We start from the raw sequence: 20038 nt of genomic DNA, 5'->3' as shown, positions 1-20038 counted from the left end.
GGGGATCGGTCCGGGAGGTGCGGGCCCGTCGGATCGTCTCCGATTGTCTCAGGGAAGAACCCGAGGCGAACAGAGTGGATAGTCAATCATCCCATGATTCTATGATGGGTCCCATGCGTCACGACGAGACCCCGACCCTGAGTCCTCCCGCCGCCCCCACCGGCCACGGCGAAGCCGCGCCCACCGCGCCCGGCGAAGCCGCGCCCGGCCCTTCTCCCTGGGTGCTGCGGATCGTCGTCCTCGGCCTGGTTCTCGCCGCGCTCAACCTCCGGCCCGCCATCACCAGCCTCGGCCCGCTCCTCGAGGAGGTCCGGGACGGGCTGCACATGAGCGGCAGCGTCGCCGGTGTCCTCACCTCCGTGCCTCCGCTCTGCTTCGCCGTCTTCGGCTTCATGGCGCCACGGCTCGCCCGCCGGTTCGGCCCCGGCGCCGTCATCTGCGCGGGCATGGTGGCGATCACCGCGGGCCTGCTGCTGCGCCCCTTCGTGGGCGGCACCGCCGGTTTCCTCGCCGCCAGCGCCCTGGCCCTGATGGGCATCGCGGTCAGCAACGTCCTGATGCCCGTCATCGTCAAGCGCTGGTTCCCCGAGCGGGTCGGCACCGTGACCGGCCTCTACTCCATGGCCCTGGCCCTCGGCACCGCCCTCGCGGCCGCCCTGACCGTGCCCCTGACGGACGCGATGGGCGGCAGCTGGAAGACCGGGCTGGCCGTCTGGGCGGCGCTGGCCGCCGTCGCCGTCCTGCCCTGGCTCGCGCTCGTGAAGGACCGGGGCGACACGTCGGGGCGGGCCGCCGCCGGAGTCCCGGCTCCCCCGGCGCTCCGGATCACCCGGAGCCGTACGTCCTGGGCCCTCGCCTGCTTCTTCGGCCTCCAGGCCACAGCCGCGTACATCACGATGGGCTGGATGCCCCAGATCTTCCGTGACGCGGGGATCCCGGCGGGCACCGCGGGCGTCCTGCTCGCCGTGACCATGGCCATGGGTGTGCCGCTCGCCTTCGTCATCCCCCGGATCGCCACGCGACTGCGCACCCAGGGCCCGATCGTCCTCGTCCTCAGCGGATGCGGCCTCCTCGGTTACGCGGGGCTCTACCTGGCCCCGGCCGGCGGCGCCTGGCTCTGGGCGCTGCTGCTGGGCATCGCCAACTGCGCCTTCCCGCTCGCACTCACCATGATCGGGATGCGTTCGCGGAGCGGCGCGGGGGTCGTCAGGCTCTCCGCCTTCGCGCAGTCCACCGGCTACCTGCTCTCGATCCCCGGACCGCTGCTCGTCGGCGTCCTCTACCAGCACAGCGGCGGCTGGGGCCTGCCGATCGCCCTCATGGCGGGCCTCCTCGTGCCGCAGACGATCGCGGGAATGCTCGCAGGGAGGGACCGGACGATCGAGGACGAGTGCTGAGGTGCGAGACTGTCCGCATGCCAGTGCTCGAACCGAATTCCCCGAACGGCCAGAGGAAGCTCCTTCTCGTCTTCGGGACGATGCTCCTCATCTCCGTAGTCATCGGCGTGATCGCCACGATCGCCTCTCCCTGACCCCTGGGGGTGGGGACAGCCCCCCTGTCCCCTAGGGGGCCAGGTTCAGGGTCGAGTGGGTGGGTCACCGGATGGGACCACCGACGGCCGGCCCGTAGGTTCTGGGTGACGACAGCCGAGGACCCACGGAGGCGGACATGCCGGCCCGAACACAGACCCGGACCCACCGCCCGGCCGCGGACAGCGTCGAGATCCGGCTGCCGTGGTGGGCCGTCGTGCTGCCCGCCCTCGCGTTCGCCGCGCTCCTCCTGCTGATCGTGGAACCCGGCCAGGCACACGCCGCGGCGGGCGACCCCGCGATCGGGCTGCTGCTCGGGCACATTCTCGGGCTGATGCCCGCCTGACCGGCCCCGCACACACTTCGCGGCCCTTCATTCACCCCCAGCGGGCGAGCACGTCAACACCCTGCGCCCGGAGGCGCAATTCGTGCGAAGCTGAGGTGTATGAGCGCCGATACACCTCGCAGGATCGTCCTTCTCAGGCACGCGAAGGCGGAATGGTCGCAGGACTCCGACCACGAGCGGCCCCTGGCGGAACGGGGCAGGAAGGACGCGCCGGTCGCAGGCCGCAGGCTGGCCGACTCGGGAACCGTCTTCGACCTGGCCCTGTGCTCGACCGCCACGCGGACCCGCGAGACCTGGAAGCTCGCGGTCCACGAGTTCGCGCAGCGCCCCAGGACCGTGTACGAGGAGAGGCTCTACGAAGCCTCCCTCGGCGAACTGATCGCCCTCTTCGACGAGACACCCGACGACGTCACGAATCTGCTGGTCATCGGCCACAACCCCGGCATGCACGGAGCCGCGGACGCGCTCTCGTCGAGCGCGGAGGGCGATGCGCTGGCCCGCATGACCAGGGACGGCTTCCCGACCGCGGCCTACGCCGTCGTCGAGTTCACCGGTTCCTGGAAGACCCTGGAGCACGGGGCGGGCAAGCTCGTCGAGTACTGGACACCGAACGACTGAGCAGTACGGGCGGAGGGGCGCCGCCGCACGTGACGCGCGGGCGCCCCTCCGCCCGTACGGGGCCGGGCCGTCAGTCGACGGGGCCGGGCCGTCAGTCGACGAGGCCGTCGGCGGCCTCGACCTCCTCGCGGGTGATCCCCAGCAGATACAGCACCGTGTCCAGGAAGGGCACGTTCACCGCGGTGTGGGCGGCCTGGCGGACGACCGGCTTGGCGTTGAAGGCGACACCCAGGCCGGCCGTGTTCAGCATGTCCAGATCGTTCGCGCCGTCGCCGATCGCCACCGTCTGCGCCAGCGGTACCCCCGCCTGGTCCGCGAAGCTGCGCAGCAGCCGGGCCTTGCCCGCGCGGTCCACGATGTCGCCCACGACGCGGCCGGTGAGCCTGCCGTCTACGACCTCCAGCGTGTTGGCGGAGGCGAAGTCGAGCCCCAGGCGCTCCTTGAGGTCGTCCGTGACCTGGGTGAAGCCCCCCGAGACCACGCCCACTTGGTAGCCGAGCCGCTTCAGGGTCCGGATCAGGGTGCGGGCACCCGGGGTCAGCCGGACCTCCGCCCTGACCTTCTCCACCACCGACACGTCGAGCCCGGCCAGCAGCGCCACGCGTGCGTGCAGGGACTGCTCGAAGTCGAGCTCGCCGCGCATCGCCTGCTCGGTCACCGCCGCGACCTGGGCCTCGCACCCGGCGTGGGCGGCGAAGAGCTCGATGACCTCGTCCTGGATGAGCGTCGAGTCCACGTCCATGACGACCAGCCGTTGCGCCCGGCGGCTGAGCCCCGCCGACACGACGGCGATGTCGACGCCGATGCCGGCGGCCTCCGTCGCCAGCGCGGTGCGCAGCTCCTCGGTCCCGGTGCCCGACACCGCGAACTCGACGGCTGTGACGGGGTACTTCGCGAGGCGGAAGATACGGTCGATGTTGCCGCCGGTGGACGTGATCCTGGCCGCTATGGCCGCCGTGGACTCCGCGGTCAGCGGATGTCCCAGCACGGTCACATGGGAACGGCCGTCGCCGCGGGGGCGGTTGTCACCCGTGCCCGAGATGATCTCGGCCTGCAGCTTGAGCGACTCCGCCCAGCTGTGCACCGTCGCCCGCAGATCGCCCTCGGTCGTGCCGCCCGGGTCGGGCGAGGTGACGAGGGCGCACAGGACGATGCGGCCCCGGGTGACCACCTGCTCGATGTCCACGACGTCGACGGCGTAGGCGGCCAAGGTGTCGAAGAGGCCGGCGGTGATCCCTGGACGGTCCTTCCCGAAGATCTTGACGAGAAGCGTGGGTGCGTCCGTGTCCCGCGGAGACTCGGGGAGCTCAGGAGACCGGGGTGACCGAGGTGGCTGAGATGCGCTCATGGTGGTCCCACCGTATAGGGCCGCCGGGCGGGCTCCGAAGCCGTCCCGAGTGGCGGACAGCCGGGGAGGGAAGCCGGACGGGGCGCCACCCCCGGTGCCGGACGCCTCGGATGGGATGCTCCGGACCCATTTCTCCCGAGTCGGGGGAGAGGGTGCGGAGCCTCCGCGCCGTCTTCACGCCGCCCGGCTTTCCGTTACGGGACCGGTCCTGGAATAGTTCCCCACGATGTTCAGCATCCCTAGGCTCCCTGCGACGGGGGCGACTCGGGGGACGACTAGTGGGGCGCGGAGTGCCGGAACTCGTACTGGAATTGAATGGAAGGACCTGGGCGCTCGATCCGTCCAGGTCGTACACCCTCGGACGTGATCCGCAGGGCGACCTCACGATCGACGACGCCAGGGTGTCGTGGCGGCACGCCACGGTCAGCTGGAACGGCCGCGGCTGGTCCATCGAGGACCACGGCAGCACGAACGGCACCTATGTGCAGGGCAGGCGTATCCAGCAGATGGAGATCGCCCCCGGCACGTCGGTCCATCTGGGCAACGCCACCGACGGTCCGCGGGTGAGTCTCACCGCGGCGGTGGGCGCGGGAGCCCACGGCGCACAGGCGGCCGGCGCACAGCAGGCCCCCGTGCCTCCCGTGCAGCAGCCGCAGCACACTCCCCAGCAGCAGGGCGGTGCCGGCTGGCCCGGCGGCGCTCCCGCCCAGCAGCAGGCGCCGTGGCAGCAGACACCGCAGGTGCAGCAGCCCCCGGTCCCGCACCAGCAGAGCCACGGCACCCCTCCCGGAGCGGGGGGCATGCCCGGTGGGCCGGCGGGCATGCCGCCGGTCTACGGGGACCGCAGCCCGACGACCTTCCACCAGCTCGACCTGGGCCGGGTCATGCGCATCGGCCGTGCGCTCGAGAACGAGCTGGTGGTCTCCGACCTCCAGGTCTCGCGGCTGCACGCCGAGTTCCGTGCGACGCCCGACGGCCGGTTCGAGATCCGCGATCTCGGATCCCACAACGGCACGTACGTCAACGGCCAGCCGCTCAGCAAGTCCGGCTCCGCGCTCATCGGCGCGAACGACATCGTCGGTGTCGGCCACTCGACCTTCCGGCTGGTCGGGGACCGGCTGGAAGAGTTCGTCGACACCGGTGACGTCTCCTTCTCGGCCCGCCACCTCACGGTGACGGTCGACGGCGGCAAGGACATCCTCAAGGACGTGTCGTTCGGCGTCCCCGAGAAGTCGCTCATCGCCGTCATCGGCCCGTCCGGTTCCGGGAAGTCCACCCTGCTGAAGGCGCTCACCGGCTACCGGCCCGCCAACCAGGGCGACGTCCTCTACGACAACCGGAACCTGTACAAGCAGTTCGCCGAGCTGAGGCAGCGCATCGGCCTGGTCCCGCAGGACGACATCCTGCACAAGGAACTCACGGTCACCAGGGCTCTGCGGTACGCGGCCAAGCTGCGCTTCCCCGCGGACACCACCGAGGCCGAGCGCACCGCCCGGATCCACGAGGTCCTCGCCGAGCTCAAGCTCGACATCCACAAGGACAAGAGGATCACCTCGCTCTCCGGCGGCCAGCGCAAGCGCGTCTCGGTCGCCCTGGAGCTGCTGACCAAGCCGTCGCTGATCTTCCTGGACGAACCGACCTCGGGCCTCGACCCGGGCATGGACCGCGACGTCATGCAGCTGCTGCGCGGCCTGGCCGACGACGGCCGTACGGTCCTCGTGGTCACGCACTCCGTGGCGGAGCTCGCCATCTGCGACAAGCTCCTGGTGATGGCGCCCGGCGGATCCGTCGCCTACTTCGGCCCTCCCGAGGAGGCGCTGAACTTCTTCGGCTACAGCAGCTGGGCCGACGTCTTCTCCGCGTTCGAGAACTACCGCGACTACGACTGGGCGGGCCGCTGGCGCGGGTCGCAGCACTACCAGATGTACGCCGCGGACATCGACGCCGTGGCCGCGCAGCCCGTACACATGCCCCCGCCGCAGCAGATCCGCCCCCCGAAGCCCTCCGGCTGGGTCGCCCAGCTGTGGACGCTGATGCGCCGCTACGTGTCGGTGATCGCGTCCGACAAGGGGTTCCTGCTCCTGATGGTGCTCCTGCCGGCCGTCCTCGGCGTCGTGAGCGTCGTCATCCCGGCGGAGTTCGGACTGGCGGAGCCCGATCCGCCCTCGCGCTTCAACGGCAAGGCCGGGACCATCATGCTGATCCTCGCGGTCGGCATGTGCTTCGCCGCCGCGGCGAACTCCGTACGAGAGCTCATCAAGGAGCGGGTGATCTACGAGCGGGAACGGGCCACCGGCCTCTCGCGCTCCGCCTACCTGCTGTCCAAGGTGATCGTCCTCGGCGTGATCACGGCCTTCCAGGGCGTGATCCTCTGCGGGATCGGCTTCTCCACCCGTGAGCTGCCGGAGGAGGGGCTGTTCATGCCCCCCGCCGTGGAGATCTGCCTGTCGATCATCGTGCTCGGCTTCACGTCGATGATGTTCGGCCTGATGATCTCCGCGCTGGTGAAGACCGCCGAGAAGACCATGCCGCTGCTCGTCATGTTCGCCATCGTCCAGGTCGTCTTCACCGGTGTGCTCTTCCAGGTCTACGGATCACCGGGCCTGGAGCAGTTCGCCTGGCTGATGCCTTCGCGCTGGGCGGTGGCCGCGGCGGGCACGACGCTGGACCTCGCCCATCTCATGCCGCCGTGGGACCCGAAGAAGCCGACCGACCTGGACCCGCTCTGGGAGCACTCGGCCGGGCAGTGGGGGGTCAACATCACGGTGATGCTCGTCATGAGCGCCGTTCTCTTCTTCGCGGTCTCGCGGATGCTGCGCCGCCACGAGCCCGAGGTGATGCGCAAGTAACGCCGCCGGGCCCGCTCCGGCCCCGGAAACGCCCGAGGGCGGCACCCCGTGGGGTGCCGCCCTTCGGCATGTGCCGGCCGGTCACGCGACGCTGCGGACCGGCGGGCCGCCTCTGTCAGGCCTCGCTCGGTGCGTGGCTCAGTACGCGCTGTCGACGTTGTCGATCGAGCCGTACTTGTCCGCGGCGTAGTTGGCGGCGGCGGTGATGTTGGCGACCGGGTCGTACTGGTCGTGCTTGGTGCCCTTGACGTGGTAGAAGTCGAAGGTCGGCTTGATGACCTGCAGCAGGCCCTTCGACGGGACGCCGTTGATGGCGTTGATGTCCCAGTCGTTGATGGCGCGCGGGTTACCGCTGGACTCACGGATGATGTTGCGGTGCAGGCCCTCGTACGAGCCGGGGATGTTCTTCTTGTCCATGATGGCGAGAGCCTCACGGATCCAGCCGTCCAGGTTGTTCTTGTAGACCGGCTTGCGGTCGGCGGCGCGGCTGGCCTTCTTGGCGGCACGCTTCTTCGCGTCGGCCTTGGCCTCGGCGACGGCCTTGGCCTTCGCCTCGGCCTTCGCGGCGGCCTTCTTCTTCGCGGCGGCTTCCTTGGCCTTGGCCTCGTCAGCTGCCTTGACCAGCTGCTGGGCCGTCGCGTTCTGCTCGATGCTGCCGGCCTGGACGTTCTTCGCCTGCGAGCCGGTGTAGGCGACCGGCGCGGCGGCCGAAGCGGCCTGCGGCTCGGTCGTGGCCGACGCGTCGTGGGGGACGAGCGAGAAGGCGACAGCGGCGGCGGCCAGGGTCGAGACCCCCGCGACGGAGAGCTTCTGCGTCTTGTTCAGACGACGGCTACGGCTGGAGATTCGGGACACGGACATACAGTCGTACCTCTTCGAACTAGGGGGTCCTCGGCGAGGACGCGGACGGAAGCGCCGGGGCGCATCTCCGTCGGGGACAACCCAATTCTTAGCTCCAGCAAAATGCCGTGGCAAAGGTGTGACGTACGAAGCTGTTTAGTGGATGCGGGTCTTGTTCATACCTCCTTGTCCGGTTTGAACCTTGGGAAGTTGCCCGTTTTGCTCCAACTATCCCCCTTCGTAAGTGACGTGGGTCCTATGCCTGGGCTCACACGCGGACCCCTTTGCGCTTACGAATAGTTGCTTGTGCGATGCGGAGCGTAAGGGGTTTTTCGGGCATCGGGCAGCAGAAGATGGGCATCCCCGAACTCATGCCAGAGATACCGGTGCCCCAGTGCCTGGGCGTATCCCCGCCGCAGCGCCTCCCGCCCGGCGATCGCCTCCAGCATCAGCAGGTGCGAGGCCTCCGGCTCGTGCAGCCCGGTCAGCAGCCCGTCCACCACCCGTACGCCCCGCTGCGGCGTCACCACCAGATCCGTCCAGCCCGTCGCGGCCCGCACCACGCCGTCCCCGTCCGCCGCCGACTCCAGGGCCCGCACCGCCGTCGTCCCCACGGCGATCACCCTGCCCCCGCCCGCGCGTGCCGCCTCGACCAGAGCCGCCGTCGTGCTCGGCACCTCGAACCGCTCCGGGTAGGGCGGCTCGTGCGCCTCGGCGGAGGCCACCCCCGTATGCAGCGTCAGCGGTGCGAACTGCACCCCGCGGCTCACCAGCGCCGCCACCAGCCCCGCGGTGAACGGCCTCGCCGCACTCGGCATCTCCGCCGAACCGCTGCCGTCGGGCGACGGCAGCGCGAACACCGTCCGGTACGCCGACAGCGGCTGGTCCCGCTCCGTGTACGCGTACCGGATCGGCCGCCCGTACCGGTTCAGCAGGGCGGGGACGTCCCGCGGCACCCGCGCCCACCAGAGCCTGGCCCCCTCGCGGGGCCCGAGCGGTTCGTCCAGGACCAGCGCCTCGCCGCCCGGGAGCCGCACCACCGCTCCCGCGGGGCCGCCCGGACGCGGCCGGGTGGTTCCCGCACCGTCCGGCAGGCGCAGCTCCACCGCCCAGCGTCCGTCCTCGCCGCGCGTCGAGAAGTGCACGACGACCCGCGTGCCGCCCAGGCGCCCGGTCACCGCGGCCGCCAGCGTCATCGACGTGTTGACCACCAGGACGTCCCCTGCCCGCAACTCCCCGGGCAGGTCACTGAACCTGCGGTGGGAGACCGCGGTGCCGCGCGAGACCAGCAGCCGCACGTCGTCGCGTCCCGTGCCCCTCTGCTCGGCCGGCACCCGGGCCGACAGCTCCGGGGGTACCCGCAGGGCGTACGGCGCGGTCATCGCTCCGCCCGCCGGTCCGTGTCCAGCAGCGCGGCGGCCGTGTACCTGCCGCCGGCCGGGCGCAGCTCCAGCAGCCGGACGAACGCGGGCGCCGCACTCTCCGGGTGCGGGCGGGGCACGGAGTCGTCCGGCACCGCCGCCGCGTAGAGGCCGGTCGCCATGTCCCCCGGGTCCACCGCCCACACCCGGAGCCCCGGTTCCTCCTCGCCGAGCACCGCGGCCAGCTGGTCCAGCGCCGCCTTCGACGCCCCGTACCCGCCCCACGTCCCGTACGGCTCGGTGGCGGCGTCCGAGCTCACCGTGATCACGGCCCCGGCGGACGAAGCCCTGAGCAGAGGCAGCACCTCCTGCACGAGCCCGAGCGGAGCGACGACGTTCGTCTCCAGGGCCTGCCGCAGACCACCGAGCGGCAGCGCCTCCAGCCGTACGAGGGGCTCGGCACCCAGCGCACTGGCATTGCTCACCAGCACGTCCAGACCGCCCAGCTCCCGGGCGGCGTCCGCCAGGGCCCTGCGATGAGCCGGGTCCGTCACGTCCCCGGACACGCCCACCACCCGGGTCCCGTACCTGCCGGCCAGCTCCTCCGCCGTCCTCCGGAGCGCGTCCGCCGACCTGGCGTCCAGCACCAGATCCCAGCCCCTGCCCGCCAGCGCCGCGGCGAGGGCCCGCCCCAGCCCCCTCGAACCGCCCGTGATCATCGCGATCGGCATGTCTGCCATCCCCTCGCACCTCAGGTGTCCTCGACGCCTCAAACGTAGGAACGCCCCGCCTCCCGCCGCCTCGGCCGCCGGCTGCAGCCGCGCGAGGCCCTTCGGCCTAGGCCCGACGTCCCACCCGGGGCCGTCCACAGCCCGATACGGCTCGATCCCGCCCGCCGGTACGGTGAGCACATGAGTCATCGCCCACCGTCGGGCCTCGCCGCGGTCAGCGCCGCGCTGCTCGCCATGAGCCGGCACCTGGAGATGAGGGACGTCCTCAAGACGATCGTCGCCTCGGCCCGCGAACTGCTCGACGCCGAGTACGCGGCGCTGGGCGTGCCGGACGACCACGGCGGCTTCGCACAGTTCGTCGTCGACGGGGTCAGCGACGAACAGTGGAAGGCCATCGGCCCGCTGCCGCGCCAGCACGGCATCCTCGCGGCGATGCTCCACGAGGCGAAGCCCCAGCGGCTCGCCGACGTCCGGCAGGACCCCCGGTTCGAGGGGTGGCCCGACGCCCACCCCGACATGTCCGACTTCCTCGGCCTGCCCATCCAGGACGGCGACGAGACCATCGGCGCGCTCTTCCTCGCCAACAAGCGCTGCCCCCGGCCGGCGGGCGGCTGCGGCTTCACGGAGGAGGACGAGGAACTCCTCGGGATCCTCGCCCAGCACGCGGCGATCGCCCTGACCAACGCCAGGCTCTACGAACGCAGCCGCGAGCTCACGATCGCGGAGGAGCGCTCCCGCCTCGCCCACGAGCTGCACGACGCCGTCAGCCAGAAGCTCTTCTCCCTCCGGCTCACCGCCCAGGCCGCCGCGGCACTCGTCGACCGCGATCCGGTCCGCGCCAAGGGCGAGCTCCAGCAGGTCGCCACCCTGGCCGGGGAAGCCGTGGACGAGCTGCGTGCCGCAGTCGTCGAGCTGCGCCCCGCCGCTCTGGACGAGGACGGCCTGGTCGCCACGCTCCGCACCCAGATCCAGGTCCTGGACCGTGCCCACAGCGCCCGGGTCACCTTCGAGAGCGCCGGAGTGCGCGCGCTGCCCGCCGCCCAGGAGGAGGCGATGCTCCGGGTCGCCCAGGAGGCCCTGCACAACGCCCTGCGCCACTCGGGTGCCGGGCTGGTCACCGTGACCCTCGGCCGGCACACCTCGGCCACGGTGCTGCGGATCACCGACGACGGCCGCGGCTTCGACACCCACGTGGTCCGGAGCGCGGGCCGCCATCTGGGCCTCGTGTCGATGCGGCACCGCGCGGGCAGCGTCGGGGGCAGGCTCACCGTCGCGTCGGAGCCCGGCAAGGGCACCACGATCCAGATGGAGGTTCCCTGTGGCTGACAAGATCATCAAGGTGCTGCTGGTCGACGACCACCAGGTGGTCCGCAGGGGCCTGCGGACCTTCCTCGAGATCCAGGACGACATAGAGGTCGTGGGGGAGGCCGCGGACGGGGCCGAGGGCGTCGCCAGGGCGGAGGAGCTGCGGCCCGACGTCGTCCTGATGGACATCAAGATGCCGGGCACGGACGGCATCGAGGCGCTGCGCAGGCTCAGGGAGCTGGAGAACCCGGCGCGGGTCCTGATCGTCACCAGCTTCACCGAGCAGCGCACCGTCGTGCCCGCCCTGCGTGCGGGGGCGTCGGGCTACGTGTACAAGGACGTCGACCCCGACGCCCTGGCCGGCGCCATCCGCTCGGTCCACGCGGGCCACGTCCTGCTCCAGCCGGAGGTCGCCGGAGCGCTGCTGGCCCAGGACGACACGGGCAACGGCACGGGGCGGGGGAGCACCCTGACGGAGCGCGAGCGCGAGGTGCTCGGACTGATCGCCGACGGCCGCTCCAACCGGGAGATCGCCCGGGCGCTCGTCCTGTCGGAGAAGACGGTCAAGACACACGTCTCGAACATCCTGATGAAGCTCGATCTTTCGGACAGGACCCAGGCCGCGCTCTGGGCGGTCAGGAACGGAGCGGCGGGCTGACGGGGAAGCCGCTGGTCGGACAATCGGACGGTTCCACTCCGGTCCGAGATTCATACTGTCGGGTGTATGTCACCCGTACGGCGCATCCTCGGTGGCGAGACGGCGTTCTCCATGCGTGCTGCGGCGGTCGGCCGCAGCGACGCGAGGAGGATCCTGAAGTGAAGAACCTGAAGAAGGCCGCAGCCGTCACCATGATCGCGGGCGGACTCATCGCCGCCGGTGCCGGAGCCGCCTCCGCCACGGGCCACGGCCACGGGGGCGCCGGTGCGTACGGCCAGGCCGTCGGCTCCCCGGGCGTCGCCTCGGGCAACCTCGTCCAGGTCCCGGTCCACGTCCCGGTGAACGTGGTCGGCAACACGGTCAACGTGATCGGTCTGCTCAACCCGGCCTTCGGCAACTTCGGCCTGAACGGCTGACCGCCGCCTCGCCCCCTTCCGCCGGGCGGCCCGACCGGTGCCGCCCCGGCGGAGGGGGAGGAGCCAGGCGCTACCGGCCCCGCTCCTCCACGTACGCGTTGTACGCCGCGACCTGCGCCCGCCGGGCCACCCGCTCCACCGGCCGCAGCGCCTCGCCCCGGGCCGCGATCTCGGAAGCGCTCACCGCGCCGCCGTGCCCCGTCTCATGAGCCACCGACACCAGCAGCCCCACCCGCTGGGCCAGCTCCAGCACCCGGACCGCCCGCGGCGGGTACCCGGGAGCCAGCACCTCACGTCCCCGTTCCGCCCGTGCCCGGTAGGCGTCCACCGCGGCCTCCGCGACCGGACCGGACCCGGCGACATCCAGCCGGGACAGCACAGCCGTGGCGTCCCGCAGCGCCTCGGCGAGCTCCCGCTCCGCCTCGCCCAGAGACGGCACGTCGGCCGGAGGCGCCTCCCGGACCGGCAGGCAGCGCCACACCACCTCGACGTGCAGGTCCCCGGCGGGGCCCACCTCGCTCACCTCGGGCACGAGCCCGTACGGCGCCCCCGACGTCACCACCGCCTCCTCCGCCGCCAGCGCACGGGCGTTGAAGTCCGGCGGCCCGCTGAGCCCCAGCGGATGCCCGGGCACCGGCAGCGCCACCCGGAAACCGGCCGCCCCCAGCCCCCTCAGCCGGCCGAGCGCCAGCGTGAGCCCGACGGGCCCCGCCTCACCCGGCAGCCCCTCGACGCGGTGCACCGCGTCCTCGCCGACGATCGCGAGCGCAGCGTCGTCCGGCGACACAAGTCCGGCCAAAAGCGCGTTTCCCCATGCGGCAAGCCGCCCTGAGCGTGGTTCCGAAAGCATGGGAACAGCCTAGGGAACAGCCCCAGGGCCTGAGCACTCCCCGGGTGGCGTAGGTTTTCCCTGGGAGCTGTGCCCACAGGCACGCGACGATCTCGACACTGTATGGGGAGACAACGCGCCATGAGCGATGTACTGGAGCTGGTGGACGTATCCGTGGTCCGCGACGGACGCGCTCTGGTGGACGACGTCTCCTGGTCGGTCAAGGAGGGGGAGCGCTGGGTCATCCTCGGCCCGAACGGCGCCGGCAAGACCACCCTCCTCAACATCGCCTCCAGCTACCTCTTCCCGAGCACCGGTACGGCGAAGGTCCTCGGCGAGCGGCTCGGAGGGGTCGGTACCGACGTCTTCGAGCTCCGCCCCCGCATCGGCATCGCCGGTGTGGCCATGGCCGAAAAGCTGCCCAGGCGCCAGACCGTGCTGCAGACGGTCCTCACCGCCGCGTACGGCATGACCGCCACCTGGCACGAGGACTACGAAGCCGTCGACGAGGAGCGCGCCCGCGCGTTCCTGGACCGCCTCGGCATGACCGAGTTCCTCGACCGCAAGTTCGGCACGCTCTCCGAGGGCGAGCGCAAGCGCACCCTCATCGCCCGCGCCATGATGACCGACCCCGAGCTGCTCCTCCTGGACGAACCGGCCGCCGGGCTCGACCTCGGCGGGCGCGAGGACCTGGTCCGCCGCCTCGGCAGACTGGCCCGCGACCCCTACGCCCCGTCCATGATCATGGTCACCCACCACGTCGAGGAGATCGCGCCCGGCTTCACCCACGTCCTGATGATCCGTCAGGGCAAGGTGCTCGCCGCCGGCCCCATGGAGACCGAGCTCAGCTCCCGGAACCTCTCCCTCTGCTTCGGCCTGCCCCTCGTCGTCGAGCACCACGGCGACCGCTACACGGCCCGCGGCCTGCCCCTCGGCCAGTAGTCGCACCACAGCCAACCTCCCCTGCGCCCTGTCGGGGAGGGCACTCGCGGTCCTACGATGACCGGGTGGACATCGACGCGTGGGTGTGGTGGCTGATCGGCGCGGTGGGACTGGGCATTCCCCTCGTCCTGACCGCGATGCCCGAATTCGGGATGTTCGCCGCCGGAGCGGTGGCGGCGTCCCTGGTCGCGGCACTCGGTGGCGGGATCGTCGCCCAAGTACTCGTGTTCGTCGTGGTGTCGGTCGCTCTCATCGCGGTCGTACGCTCGATCGCCGCGCGCCAGCGGGTGGGGCGCTCCACGCACGCCACCGGCATCGACGCCCTGAAAGGCCGTCAAGCCCTCGTCCTGGAACGGGTGGACGGCAGCGGTGGGCGCATCAAGCTCGCCGGCGAGGTCTGGTCCGCGCGCTCACTCGACGGCGACCAGGTCTTCGAACCCGGCCTGCAGGTGGACGTCGTGGACATCGACGGTGCAACGGCCGTCGTCATGTGAGCGAACCGGTCACACGGCAGGCCGCAGTCTGCCAAACTCGAAGTCGATCATCATGAGAATGCGACCGTCATGAGTGTTCGACCTCGATCACCGCGATCCGTCGGCAACCGAAGGGCACGAGGCACACGATGCAACCGATCATCATCGTCCTGATCATTCTGGTGGTGCTCGTCTTCATCGCCCTGATCAAGACGATCCAGGTCATCCCGCAGGCCAGTGCCGCCATCGTGGAGCGCTTCGGCCGCTACACCCGCACCCTCAACGCCGGGCTGAACATCGTCGTCCCGTTCATCGACTCGATCCGCAACAGGATCGACCTCCGCGAACAGGTCGTCCCCTTCCCGCCGCAGCCGGTGATCACCCAGGACAACCTGGTCGTCAACATCGACACCGTCATCTACTACCAGGTGACCGACGCCCGCGCCGCCACCTACGAAGTCGCCAGCTACATCCAGGCGATCGAGCAGCTCACCGTCACCACGCTGCGCAACATCATCGGCGGCATGGACCTCGAGCGGACCCTGACCTCCCGCGAGGAGATCAACGCCGCGCTGCGCGGAGTCCTCGACGAGGCCACCGGCAAGTGGGGCATCCGCGTCAACCGCGTCGAGCTCAAGGCCATCGAACCGCCCACCTCCATCCAGGACTCGATGGAGAAGCAGATGCGCGCCGACCGTGACAAGCGCGCCGCGATCCTCACCGCGGAAGGCATCAGGCAGTCCGCCATCCTCACCGCGGAGGGCGAGAAGCAGTCCGCGATCCTGCGCGCCGAGGGCGAGGCCAAGGCATCCGCCCTGCGAGCCGAAGGCGAGTCCCAGGCCATCCGTACGGTCTTCGAGGCCATCCACGCGGGAGACCCGGACCAGAAGCTGCTCTCCTACCAGTACCTCCAGATGCTCCCGAAGATCGCCGAGGGCGACGCCAACAAGCTCTGGATCGTGCCCAGCGAGATCGGCGACGCGCTCAAGGGACTCAGCGGCGCCTTCGGCAACCTCGGCAGCGGCGCACCCGGCTTCAGCACAGGACCGGAGCGCCGGGAGCAGCCCCCGGTCGACTGACCGGGAATCCCCTTCGTGCATGATCGGTGAGGCCCCTCGACCTTCATGGCGGGGAGGCATCACTGACCAACGAAGGAGATGGCCTTGTCCATCTGGGAGATTCTCGCGGTCTTCGCGGCCGGAGTCAGCGCCGGCACGATCAACACCATCGTCGGATCCGGGACGTTGATCACCTTTCCGGTCCTGCTCGCGACCGGGCTGCCACCCGTCACCGCGACCGTGTCCAACGCACTGGGCCTCATCCCGGGCTCGATCAGCGGCGCCATCGGCTACCGGAAGGAACTGGCCGGCCAGCGCCGCAGGATCCTGAAGCTGAGCGCCGGCGCGCTGGTCGGCGGACTCACCGGGGCGACCCTCCTGCTGGCCCTGCCCTCCACGGCGTTCGAGACGATCGTCCCCGTCCTGGTGGCCCTCGCGCTCGTCCTCGTCATCCTGCAACCCCGGATCAGCAGAGCGGTCCAGCGCAGGCGCGAGCGCACGGGAACACCCGCCCGCGCCGACGGAGGACCACTCCTCTTCGTCGGCCTGATGCTCGCCAGCGTCTACGGCGGCTACTTCACGGCGGCCCAGGGGATCATCTACCTCTCCCTGATGGGCATGCTGCTCGACGACACGATGCAGCGCCTCAACGCCGTCAAGAACATCCTCGCCGCAGTCGTCAACACCGTCGCCGCGCTCTTCTTCCTCTTCGTCGCGGACTTCGACTGGACGGCCGTCGTCCTCATCGCGGTGGGTTCCGCGATCGGCGGTCAGATAGGCGCGAAGGTCGGCCGCAGGCTCAGCCCGCGCTTCCTGCGCGCGCTGATCGTCGTCGTAGGCACCGCGGCGATCGTCCAGCTGCTGCTGCGCTGACGGACGGGAGCCCGTCCCCTCCGACACGAGGGGACGGGCTCCGCACACGTCCGTGCGCGGCGGTCACGCCGCGGAGCGTGCCAGCCACTCCGGCAGTGCCGACCGGTCGCCGACACCCAGGGCGAGCAGCATCGCGTCCGCCGGCGAGGGCACGAACGGCTGACGCAGCAGGGGCATGCCCGCCTGCTCCGGCGTCCGCGCCGCCTTGCGGTGGTTGTCCTCCGCGCACGAGGCCACGGTGTTCAGCCAGGTGTCCTGGCCCCCCTGGGCGCGCGGAACGACATGGTCCACGGTGCTCGCGCGCCGCCCGCAGTACGCGCACCGGTGCTGGTCCCGTATGAGCACACCCCGTCTTGACCACGGAGCGTGTCTTCGGAACGGCACCCGCACGTACCGGCAGAGCCTGATCACCTGGGGCACCGGAAGATCCACGGCGGCACCACGCATACGGAGCCCGGGATGCGACTGCTCGACGACGGCCTTGTCCTGGAGGATCAGCACCACCGCGCGGTTGAGCGTCACCGTCGACAGCGGCTCGAAGCTCGCGTTGAGTACAAGTGTGTCCCGCATCCCGCCCACCTCCCGTGTGCCGCCCGTCAGCCGGCGGTCCCGGATCAACTCTGTCCGGGAGAGCCGTGATGGACAACGCAATAAAAAGTGCCCTGCCCTGGTCTCTCCAAGACCAGGGCAGGGCAAACAGGAGGCGAACGTTCAGCTTGCGGGGGCGGTGTACTCCCCGATCAGCTGAGCGCGGCCCAGCGTGTGGAACCGCAGGTTGAAACCGACCACCGCGGGCGAGGCGTCACTGTCCGGCCCGAGCTTCTCGGTGTCCACCGCGTACACGGTGAACACGTAGCGGTGGTGCTCGCCGGCGGGCGGCGCGGCACCGCCGAACTCCTTCGGCCCGTAGTCGTTGCGAGCCTGGACGGCACCCGCGGGCAGTCCTTCGAACGCCCCGCTGCCCGCACCGGCCGGCAGCTCCGTCACCGAAGCGGGGATGTCGAAGAGCACCCAGTGCCAGAACCCGCTGCCCGTCGGGGCGTCCGGATCGAAGCAGGTCACGGCGAAACTCTTCGTCTCCGCGGGGAAGCCCTCCCACCGCAGCTGCGGCGATGTGTTCCCCGCCGCGAACACCTGTGCGTCCGCGAGCACGGCGCCCGGCGCGAGGTCCTCGCTCACCACGGTGAACGGGGAGACCTCGGGATGGAAGTCGTGCGGCAGCGGCGCCCTCTTCGGCTCGGTCACGTCAGCACCTCTCCTGATCGGCTGTGCGATGTCTTCCCACCGACCCTAGGGGGTGATCAGAGCCAGTTGCGCTGACCGCCGACCTGGGCGAGCCACTGGTTCAGGTACGCGGCCCAGTCCGTGCCCTGGAAGTCGTTCAGCCCCACCTTGAACGCACGGTAGGAGTCGCTGCCCTCGCTGAAGAGGCCCGGCTTCTTGTCCATCTCCAGGACCACGTCCATCTCGCGGTCGTCCGCGATGAACGTCAGCTCCACCTGGTTCAGCCCGCGGTACTGCTGCGGCGGGACGAACTCGATCTCCTGGTAGAACGGCAGACGCTGGCGGGTGGCGCGGATGTGGCCACGCTCCATGTCGGCGCTGCGGAAGCCGAAGCCCAGCTGCCCGAAGGCGTCCAGGATGGCCTGCTGCGCGGGGAGCGGGTGCACGTTGATCGGGTCCAGGTCACCGGAGTCCAGCGCGCGGGCGATCTCCAGCTCCGTCGTCACACCGATGTTCATGCCGCGCAGCTGCTGCCCCGCGAACATGGTGATCGGCGTCTCCCAGGGAATCTCCAGCCCGAACGGCACGACGTGCACGGCGCCGGCCTTCACCTCGAAGGCACCGCCGAGGCGCAGCTTGGCGAACTCGATGTCCTGCTTGGTCTCCTGGTCCCCGCCCTCGACCTCGACCCGCGCCTGCAGACCGACGGAGAGACCCTCGATCTGCTGGTCCACGGATCCGCCCTGGATCCGTACCTCGCCCTGGACGACCCCGCCGGGGACGACGTTCAGTTCGGTCAGCTCGGTCTCGACCGAAGCACCGCCGGCACCCATGCTCGCGAGCAGTCGCTTGAAGCCCATATTTTCCTCCTTGGTCCACCCGTACATACGCGCCATGACCGTAGCCGGTTCCCGCGGCGTCGTCCCCAGTGGCCGGCGGGCCGACCGGGAAACCGATCCTCCGGGCGACAGGTGCCCGACCAGTACCCTCGGACGTCATGAAGGAAGGCATGGACCGCACGCCGCTCATCGGCCCGCCCGATGCACACGCACGTCTTCACGTACGGATGTCGAGGCAGCCGGCATGAACGTCGATCTCCTTTCCCGTCCCGCCGAAGAGGTGGCCCCCGAACTGCTCGGATGTGTCCTCACCCGCAAGACCCCTGAGGGAACCGTGAGCATCGCCATCACGGAGGCCGAGGCGTACTCCGGCACCGCTGACCCGGCTTCCCACGCCTACCGAGGCCGGACATCCCGTAACGCCGTCATGTTCGGACCCGCAGGACACCTGTACGTGTACCGGTCCCATGGTCTCCACTGGTGCGCCAACGTCGTCACAGGGACGGAAGGCGTCGCCTCGGCTGTCCTCATCCGGGCAGGCAGGGTCATCGAGGGGGAAGACCAGGCACGCAAGCGGCGAGGGGAGAGGGTCGAGAGCCCACGTCTGGCCCGAGGCCCGGGAAATCTCGGCCAGGCGCTCGGCATCACAGCAGAGCACAACGGCGCAGAGCTCCTGACGGGTACCTCGGTCACACTGTCCGGGGGCGAGCCGGTAGCTGCCGCGCTCATCCGGGTCGGTCCGCGGGTAGGCGTGAGCAAGGCCCACGACTGGCAACACCGGTTCTACATCGCCGGTGATCCAACGGTCTCGGCATACCGGCTGAGCCCGAGAGCCAAGTCCGTTGAGACCTGAGCCGCTGTGCGCCTCGCATGAGTGAAGACGCGCGACACGGGCGGTGGCGGCAAATGCAAGGCCCTGTTGTCTTGCGGGCCACCACAGCGCCGACGCGAACAGCGAGACGGCCGGACGGGGTGGACAGGTCGAGCACTCCCTGCGCCTGTGCGGCGGCCGGCGTGACTCTCCGACTCGGCGGTCCGCTCTGGCATGTGGTCCCGAGGGGAGGGCGAGCGGTGTCCTGCTCCGGGCCGGGGAGATCGGCATCGGGGCGGAGATGGCCCGGAAACGTCGATTCTCGGCCTTACACGACAGAGAACTGGCCAAAGGGCCGACGCGACTCACGACCGCCCCGGACGTCGACCGCGTATTGAACGGTGTCGACGTGCCGGCAGGCCCCGAGCGCTCCCTGTCCGCCCTTCCGGGAACCCCGCCGCCGCCCGACCTGGTGCGCAGCGGTCCCCGCACCGGAGTGGGCGGTGACGGCCCGCACCTGCCCTGGCGCTTCCGGACCGACGGCGACCCCACGGTCGCTCCCTACCGGGCCCACGCGCCACGCCGCCGCGCAACTTGACTCGCCCTCTCCGTTTCCCTAATGTGGTCCGAGCCGCTTGAACGGATGCAGTTGTTCTTGGCACGGTCCATCGGACCGGGCCGAAGCATCGTGAGAGGGCCAACCACTACCTACGATTCACCCCTGGCGGGTGTGATTCCGGCATGCCGGAATTCTCTCCGGAGACTCGATTATGAGCCGCCGAGGAAATCGACTAACGTAGTGAACACGCCGAAAGGCAAAGGCCGCTCCACTGGCCGCTGGATTCGAATTCGGACCGGAAACGGAACGGAAAAGAGTCTGGTAAAGTTGGAACCGCCGGAAAGGGAAACGCGAAAGCGAAGAACTGGAAAGCGAAACCCGCTTCGACCGGGAATCGGACACGAAAGAGTCTGATAGAGTCGGAAACGC

General features: G+C 70.4%; 21 protein-coding genes and 1 pseudogene. 14 read left to right on the top strand and 8 right to left on the bottom strand.

Features of this window, described 5'->3' with window-relative positions:
• The first annotated feature begins 113 nt into the window (after nt 1–113).
• The 4 genes from ACFUNE_RS25280 to ACFUNE_RS25265 all read left to right on the top strand — a co-directional run bounded on the left by ACFUNE_RS25280 (nt 114) and on the right by ACFUNE_RS25265 (nt 2493).
• Nucleotides 114–1397 (top strand): CynX/NimT family MFS transporter, encoded by a 1284-nt coding sequence (locus tag ACFUNE_RS25280; protein WP_383572356.1) that lies wholly within the window; start codon nt 114–116, stop codon nt 1395–1397.
• Between the two features lie 17 nt (nt 1398–1414).
• Complete coding sequence (locus ACFUNE_RS25275) at nt 1415–1531, top strand: SGM_5486 family transporter-associated protein (protein WP_383572353.1); 117 nt, start codon at nt 1415–1417, stop codon at nt 1529–1531.
• A gap of 137 nt (nt 1532–1668) precedes the next feature.
• Entirely contained in the window at nt 1669–1875 is a 207-nt protein-coding gene (locus ACFUNE_RS25270; RefSeq protein ID WP_383572350.1) for a hypothetical protein, read from the top strand.
• Nucleotides 1876–1974: 99 nt separating this feature from the next.
• Nucleotides 1975–2493, top strand: a complete 519-nt coding sequence (locus ACFUNE_RS25265) for a SixA phosphatase family protein (RefSeq protein WP_383572347.1) — start codon at nt 1975–1977, stop codon at nt 2491–2493.
• Between the two features lie 91 nt (nt 2494–2584).
• Here ACFUNE_RS25265 and serB read toward each other — a convergent pair whose 3' ends face one another.
• On the bottom strand, nt 2585–3841 hold the full coding sequence (gene serB / locus ACFUNE_RS25260) for a phosphoserine phosphatase SerB (protein ID WP_383572344.1): 1257 nt from the start codon (nt 3839–3841) through the stop codon (nt 2585–2587).
• A 278-nt stretch (nt 3842–4119) separates the two neighbouring features.
• Here serB and ACFUNE_RS25255 point away from each other — a divergent pair, with 278 nt between their 5' ends.
• On the top strand, nt 4120–6690 hold the full coding sequence (locus ACFUNE_RS25255; protein WP_383572341.1) for an FHA domain-containing protein: 2571 nt from the start codon (nt 4120–4122) through the stop codon (nt 6688–6690).
• Between the two features lie 138 nt (nt 6691–6828).
• Here the strand turns inward: ACFUNE_RS25255 and ACFUNE_RS25250 are convergent, their stop codons facing one another.
• From ACFUNE_RS25250 to ACFUNE_RS25240, 3 genes are all read right to left on the bottom strand, one after another.
• Complete coding sequence (locus ACFUNE_RS25250) at nt 6829–7551, bottom strand: transglycosylase SLT domain-containing protein (RefSeq protein ID WP_383572338.1); 723 nt, start codon at nt 7549–7551, stop codon at nt 6829–6831.
• Between the two features lie 269 nt (nt 7552–7820).
• Entirely contained in the window at nt 7821–8912 is a 1092-nt protein-coding gene (locus ACFUNE_RS25245; protein WP_383572335.1) for an S-adenosylmethionine:tRNA ribosyltransferase-isomerase, read from the bottom strand.
• Nucleotides 8909–9622 carry an SDR family NAD(P)-dependent oxidoreductase gene (locus ACFUNE_RS25240; protein WP_383572936.1) on the bottom strand — a complete coding sequence of 238 codons (714 nt, stop codon included), beginning with the start codon at nt 9620–9622 and terminating at the stop codon, nt 8909–8911. The genes ACFUNE_RS25245 and ACFUNE_RS25240 overlap by 4 nt, the downstream gene beginning before the upstream one ends.
• A 180-nt stretch (nt 9623–9802) precedes the next feature.
• Between ACFUNE_RS25240 and ACFUNE_RS25235 the strand changes: the two genes are divergently transcribed.
• The 3 genes from ACFUNE_RS25235 to ACFUNE_RS25225 all read left to right on the top strand — a co-directional run bounded on the left by ACFUNE_RS25235 (nt 9803) and on the right by ACFUNE_RS25225 (nt 12001).
• Nucleotides 9803–10948, top strand: coding sequence for a GAF domain-containing sensor histidine kinase (locus ACFUNE_RS25235; protein ID WP_383572332.1), 1146 nt, complete (start codon nt 9803–9805; stop codon nt 10946–10948).
• Nucleotides 10941–11585: a response regulator gene (locus ACFUNE_RS25230; protein ID WP_383572329.1), complete on the top strand. Its 645-nt coding sequence runs from the start codon at nt 10941–10943 to the stop codon at nt 11583–11585. Before ACFUNE_RS25235 ends, ACFUNE_RS25230 begins: the two co-directional genes overlap by 8 nt.
• A 158-nt stretch (nt 11586–11743) precedes the next feature.
• On the top strand, nt 11744–12001 hold the full coding sequence (locus ACFUNE_RS25225) for a chaplin family protein (RefSeq protein WP_383572326.1): 258 nt from the start codon (nt 11744–11746) through the stop codon (nt 11999–12001).
• A 70-nt stretch (nt 12002–12071) separates the two neighbouring features.
• On the opposite strand, the gene ACFUNE_RS25220 is transcribed toward ACFUNE_RS25225, so the two are convergent.
• Nucleotides 12072–12851, bottom strand: coding sequence for a hypothetical protein (locus ACFUNE_RS25220; protein ID WP_383572323.1), 780 nt, complete (start codon nt 12849–12851; stop codon nt 12072–12074).
• A gap of 120 nt (nt 12852–12971) precedes the next feature.
• Here ACFUNE_RS25220 and ACFUNE_RS25215 point away from each other — a divergent pair, with 120 nt between their 5' ends.
• The 4 genes from ACFUNE_RS25215 (at nt 12972) to ACFUNE_RS25200 (ending at nt 16176) form a co-directional block, all read left to right on the top strand.
• Nucleotides 12972–13772, top strand: a complete 801-nt coding sequence (locus ACFUNE_RS25215) for an ABC transporter ATP-binding protein (protein ID WP_383572320.1) — start codon at nt 12972–12974, stop codon at nt 13770–13772.
• 65 nt (nt 13773–13837) lie between these two features.
• Nucleotides 13838–14266, top strand: a complete 429-nt coding sequence (locus ACFUNE_RS25210) for an NfeD family protein (protein WP_383572317.1) — start codon at nt 13838–13840, stop codon at nt 14264–14266.
• Between the two features lie 128 nt (nt 14267–14394).
• Entirely contained in the window at nt 14395–15324 is a 930-nt protein-coding gene (locus tag ACFUNE_RS25205) for an SPFH domain-containing protein (protein ID WP_329212534.1), read from the top strand.
• Nucleotides 15325–15402: 78 nt separating this feature from the next.
• Entirely contained in the window at nt 15403–16176 is a 774-nt protein-coding gene (locus ACFUNE_RS25200; RefSeq protein WP_383572314.1) for a sulfite exporter TauE/SafE family protein, read from the top strand.
• Nucleotides 16177–16239: 63 nt separating this feature from the next.
• On the opposite strand, the gene ACFUNE_RS25195 is transcribed toward ACFUNE_RS25200, so the two are convergent.
• The 3 genes from ACFUNE_RS25195 to ACFUNE_RS25185 all read right to left on the bottom strand — a co-directional run bounded on the left by ACFUNE_RS25195 (nt 16240) and on the right by ACFUNE_RS25185 (nt 18260).
• The gene (locus ACFUNE_RS25195) at nt 16240–16746 is read right to left on the bottom strand and encodes an HNH endonuclease (protein WP_329227293.1); all 507 of its coding nucleotides are present in this window, start codon (nt 16744–16746) and stop codon (nt 16240–16242) included.
• Nucleotides 16747–16887: 141 nt separating this feature from the next.
• Entirely contained in the window at nt 16888–17421 is a 534-nt protein-coding gene (locus tag ACFUNE_RS25190; RefSeq protein ID WP_383572311.1) for a YbhB/YbcL family Raf kinase inhibitor-like protein, read from the bottom strand.
• 56 nt (nt 17422–17477) lie between these two features.
• A complete protein-coding gene (locus ACFUNE_RS25185) occupies nt 17478–18260 on the bottom strand; it encodes a sporulation protein (protein ID WP_329227289.1) in 783 nt (260 codons plus the stop codon).
• 223 nt (nt 18261–18483) lie between these two features.
• On the opposite strand from ACFUNE_RS25185, the gene ACFUNE_RS25180 reads away from it, so the two are divergent.
• On the top strand, nt 18484–19092 hold the full coding sequence (locus ACFUNE_RS25180; protein WP_383572308.1) for a DNA-3-methyladenine glycosylase: 609 nt from the start codon (nt 18484–18486) through the stop codon (nt 19090–19092).
• A gap of 187 nt (nt 19093–19279) precedes the next feature.
• Nucleotides 19280–19648, top strand: a pseudogene (locus tag ACFUNE_RS25175) (DNA-3-methyladenine glycosylase); the annotation flags it as partial.
• Between the last annotated feature and the right edge of the window lie 390 nt (nt 19649–20038).

It is taken from the genome of Streptomyces sp. NPDC057287 (assembly GCF_042667905.1).
Classification (GTDB): domain Bacteria; phylum Actinomycetota; class Actinomycetes; order Streptomycetales; family Streptomycetaceae; genus Streptomyces.
The sequence above is the reverse complement of the archived record's forward strand: the minus strand, read 5'-3'. Positions and strand labels throughout refer to the sequence as shown.

Bases quoted from the DNA above. Each gene is read 5' to 3' on its own strand.
- ACFUNE_RS25280 (WP_383572356.1), top strand. From the start codon at position 114: ATGCGTCACGACGAGACCCCGACCCTGAGTCCTCCCGCCGCCCCCACC.
- ACFUNE_RS25275 (WP_383572353.1), top strand. From the start codon at position 1,415: ATGCCAGTGCTCGAACCGAATTCCCCGAACGGCCAGAGGAAGCTCCTT.
- ACFUNE_RS25270 (WP_383572350.1), top strand. From the start codon at position 1,669: ATGCCGGCCCGAACACAGACCCGGACCCACCGCCCGGCCGCGGACAGC.
- ACFUNE_RS25265 (WP_383572347.1), top strand. From the start codon at position 1,975: ATGAGCGCCGATACACCTCGCAGGATCGTCCTTCTCAGGCACGCGAAG.
- serB (WP_383572344.1), bottom strand. From the start codon at position 3,841: ATGAGCGCATCTCAGCCACCTCGGTCACCCCGGTCTCCTGAGCTCCCC.
- ACFUNE_RS25250 (WP_383572338.1), bottom strand. From the start codon at position 7,551: ATGTCCGTGTCCCGAATCTCCAGCCGTAGCCGTCGTCTGAACAAGACG.
- ACFUNE_RS25245 (WP_383572335.1), bottom strand. From the start codon at position 8,912: ATGACCGCGCCGTACGCCCTGCGGGTACCCCCGGAGCTGTCGGCCCGG.
- ACFUNE_RS25240 (WP_383572936.1), bottom strand. From the start codon at position 9,622: ATGCCGATCGCGATGATCACGGGCGGTTCGAGGGGGCTGGGGCGGGCC.
- ACFUNE_RS25235 (WP_383572332.1), top strand. From the start codon at position 9,803: ATGAGTCATCGCCCACCGTCGGGCCTCGCCGCGGTCAGCGCCGCGCTG.
- ACFUNE_RS25220 (WP_383572323.1), bottom strand. From the start codon at position 12,851: ATGCTTTCGGAACCACGCTCAGGGCGGCTTGCCGCATGGGGAAACGCG.
- ACFUNE_RS25215 (WP_383572320.1), top strand. From the start codon at position 12,972: ATGAGCGATGTACTGGAGCTGGTGGACGTATCCGTGGTCCGCGACGGA.
- ACFUNE_RS25205 (WP_329212534.1), top strand. From the start codon at position 14,395: ATGCAACCGATCATCATCGTCCTGATCATTCTGGTGGTGCTCGTCTTC.
- ACFUNE_RS25200 (WP_383572314.1), top strand. From the start codon at position 15,403: ATGGCCTTGTCCATCTGGGAGATTCTCGCGGTCTTCGCGGCCGGAGTC.
- ACFUNE_RS25195 (WP_329227293.1), bottom strand. From the start codon at position 16,746: ATGCGGGACACACTTGTACTCAACGCGAGCTTCGAGCCGCTGTCGACG.
- ACFUNE_RS25185 (WP_329227289.1), bottom strand. From the start codon at position 18,260: ATGGGCTTCAAGCGACTGCTCGCGAGCATGGGTGCCGGCGGTGCTTCG.
- ACFUNE_RS25180 (WP_383572308.1), top strand. From the start codon at position 18,484: ATGAACGTCGATCTCCTTTCCCGTCCCGCCGAAGAGGTGGCCCCCGAA.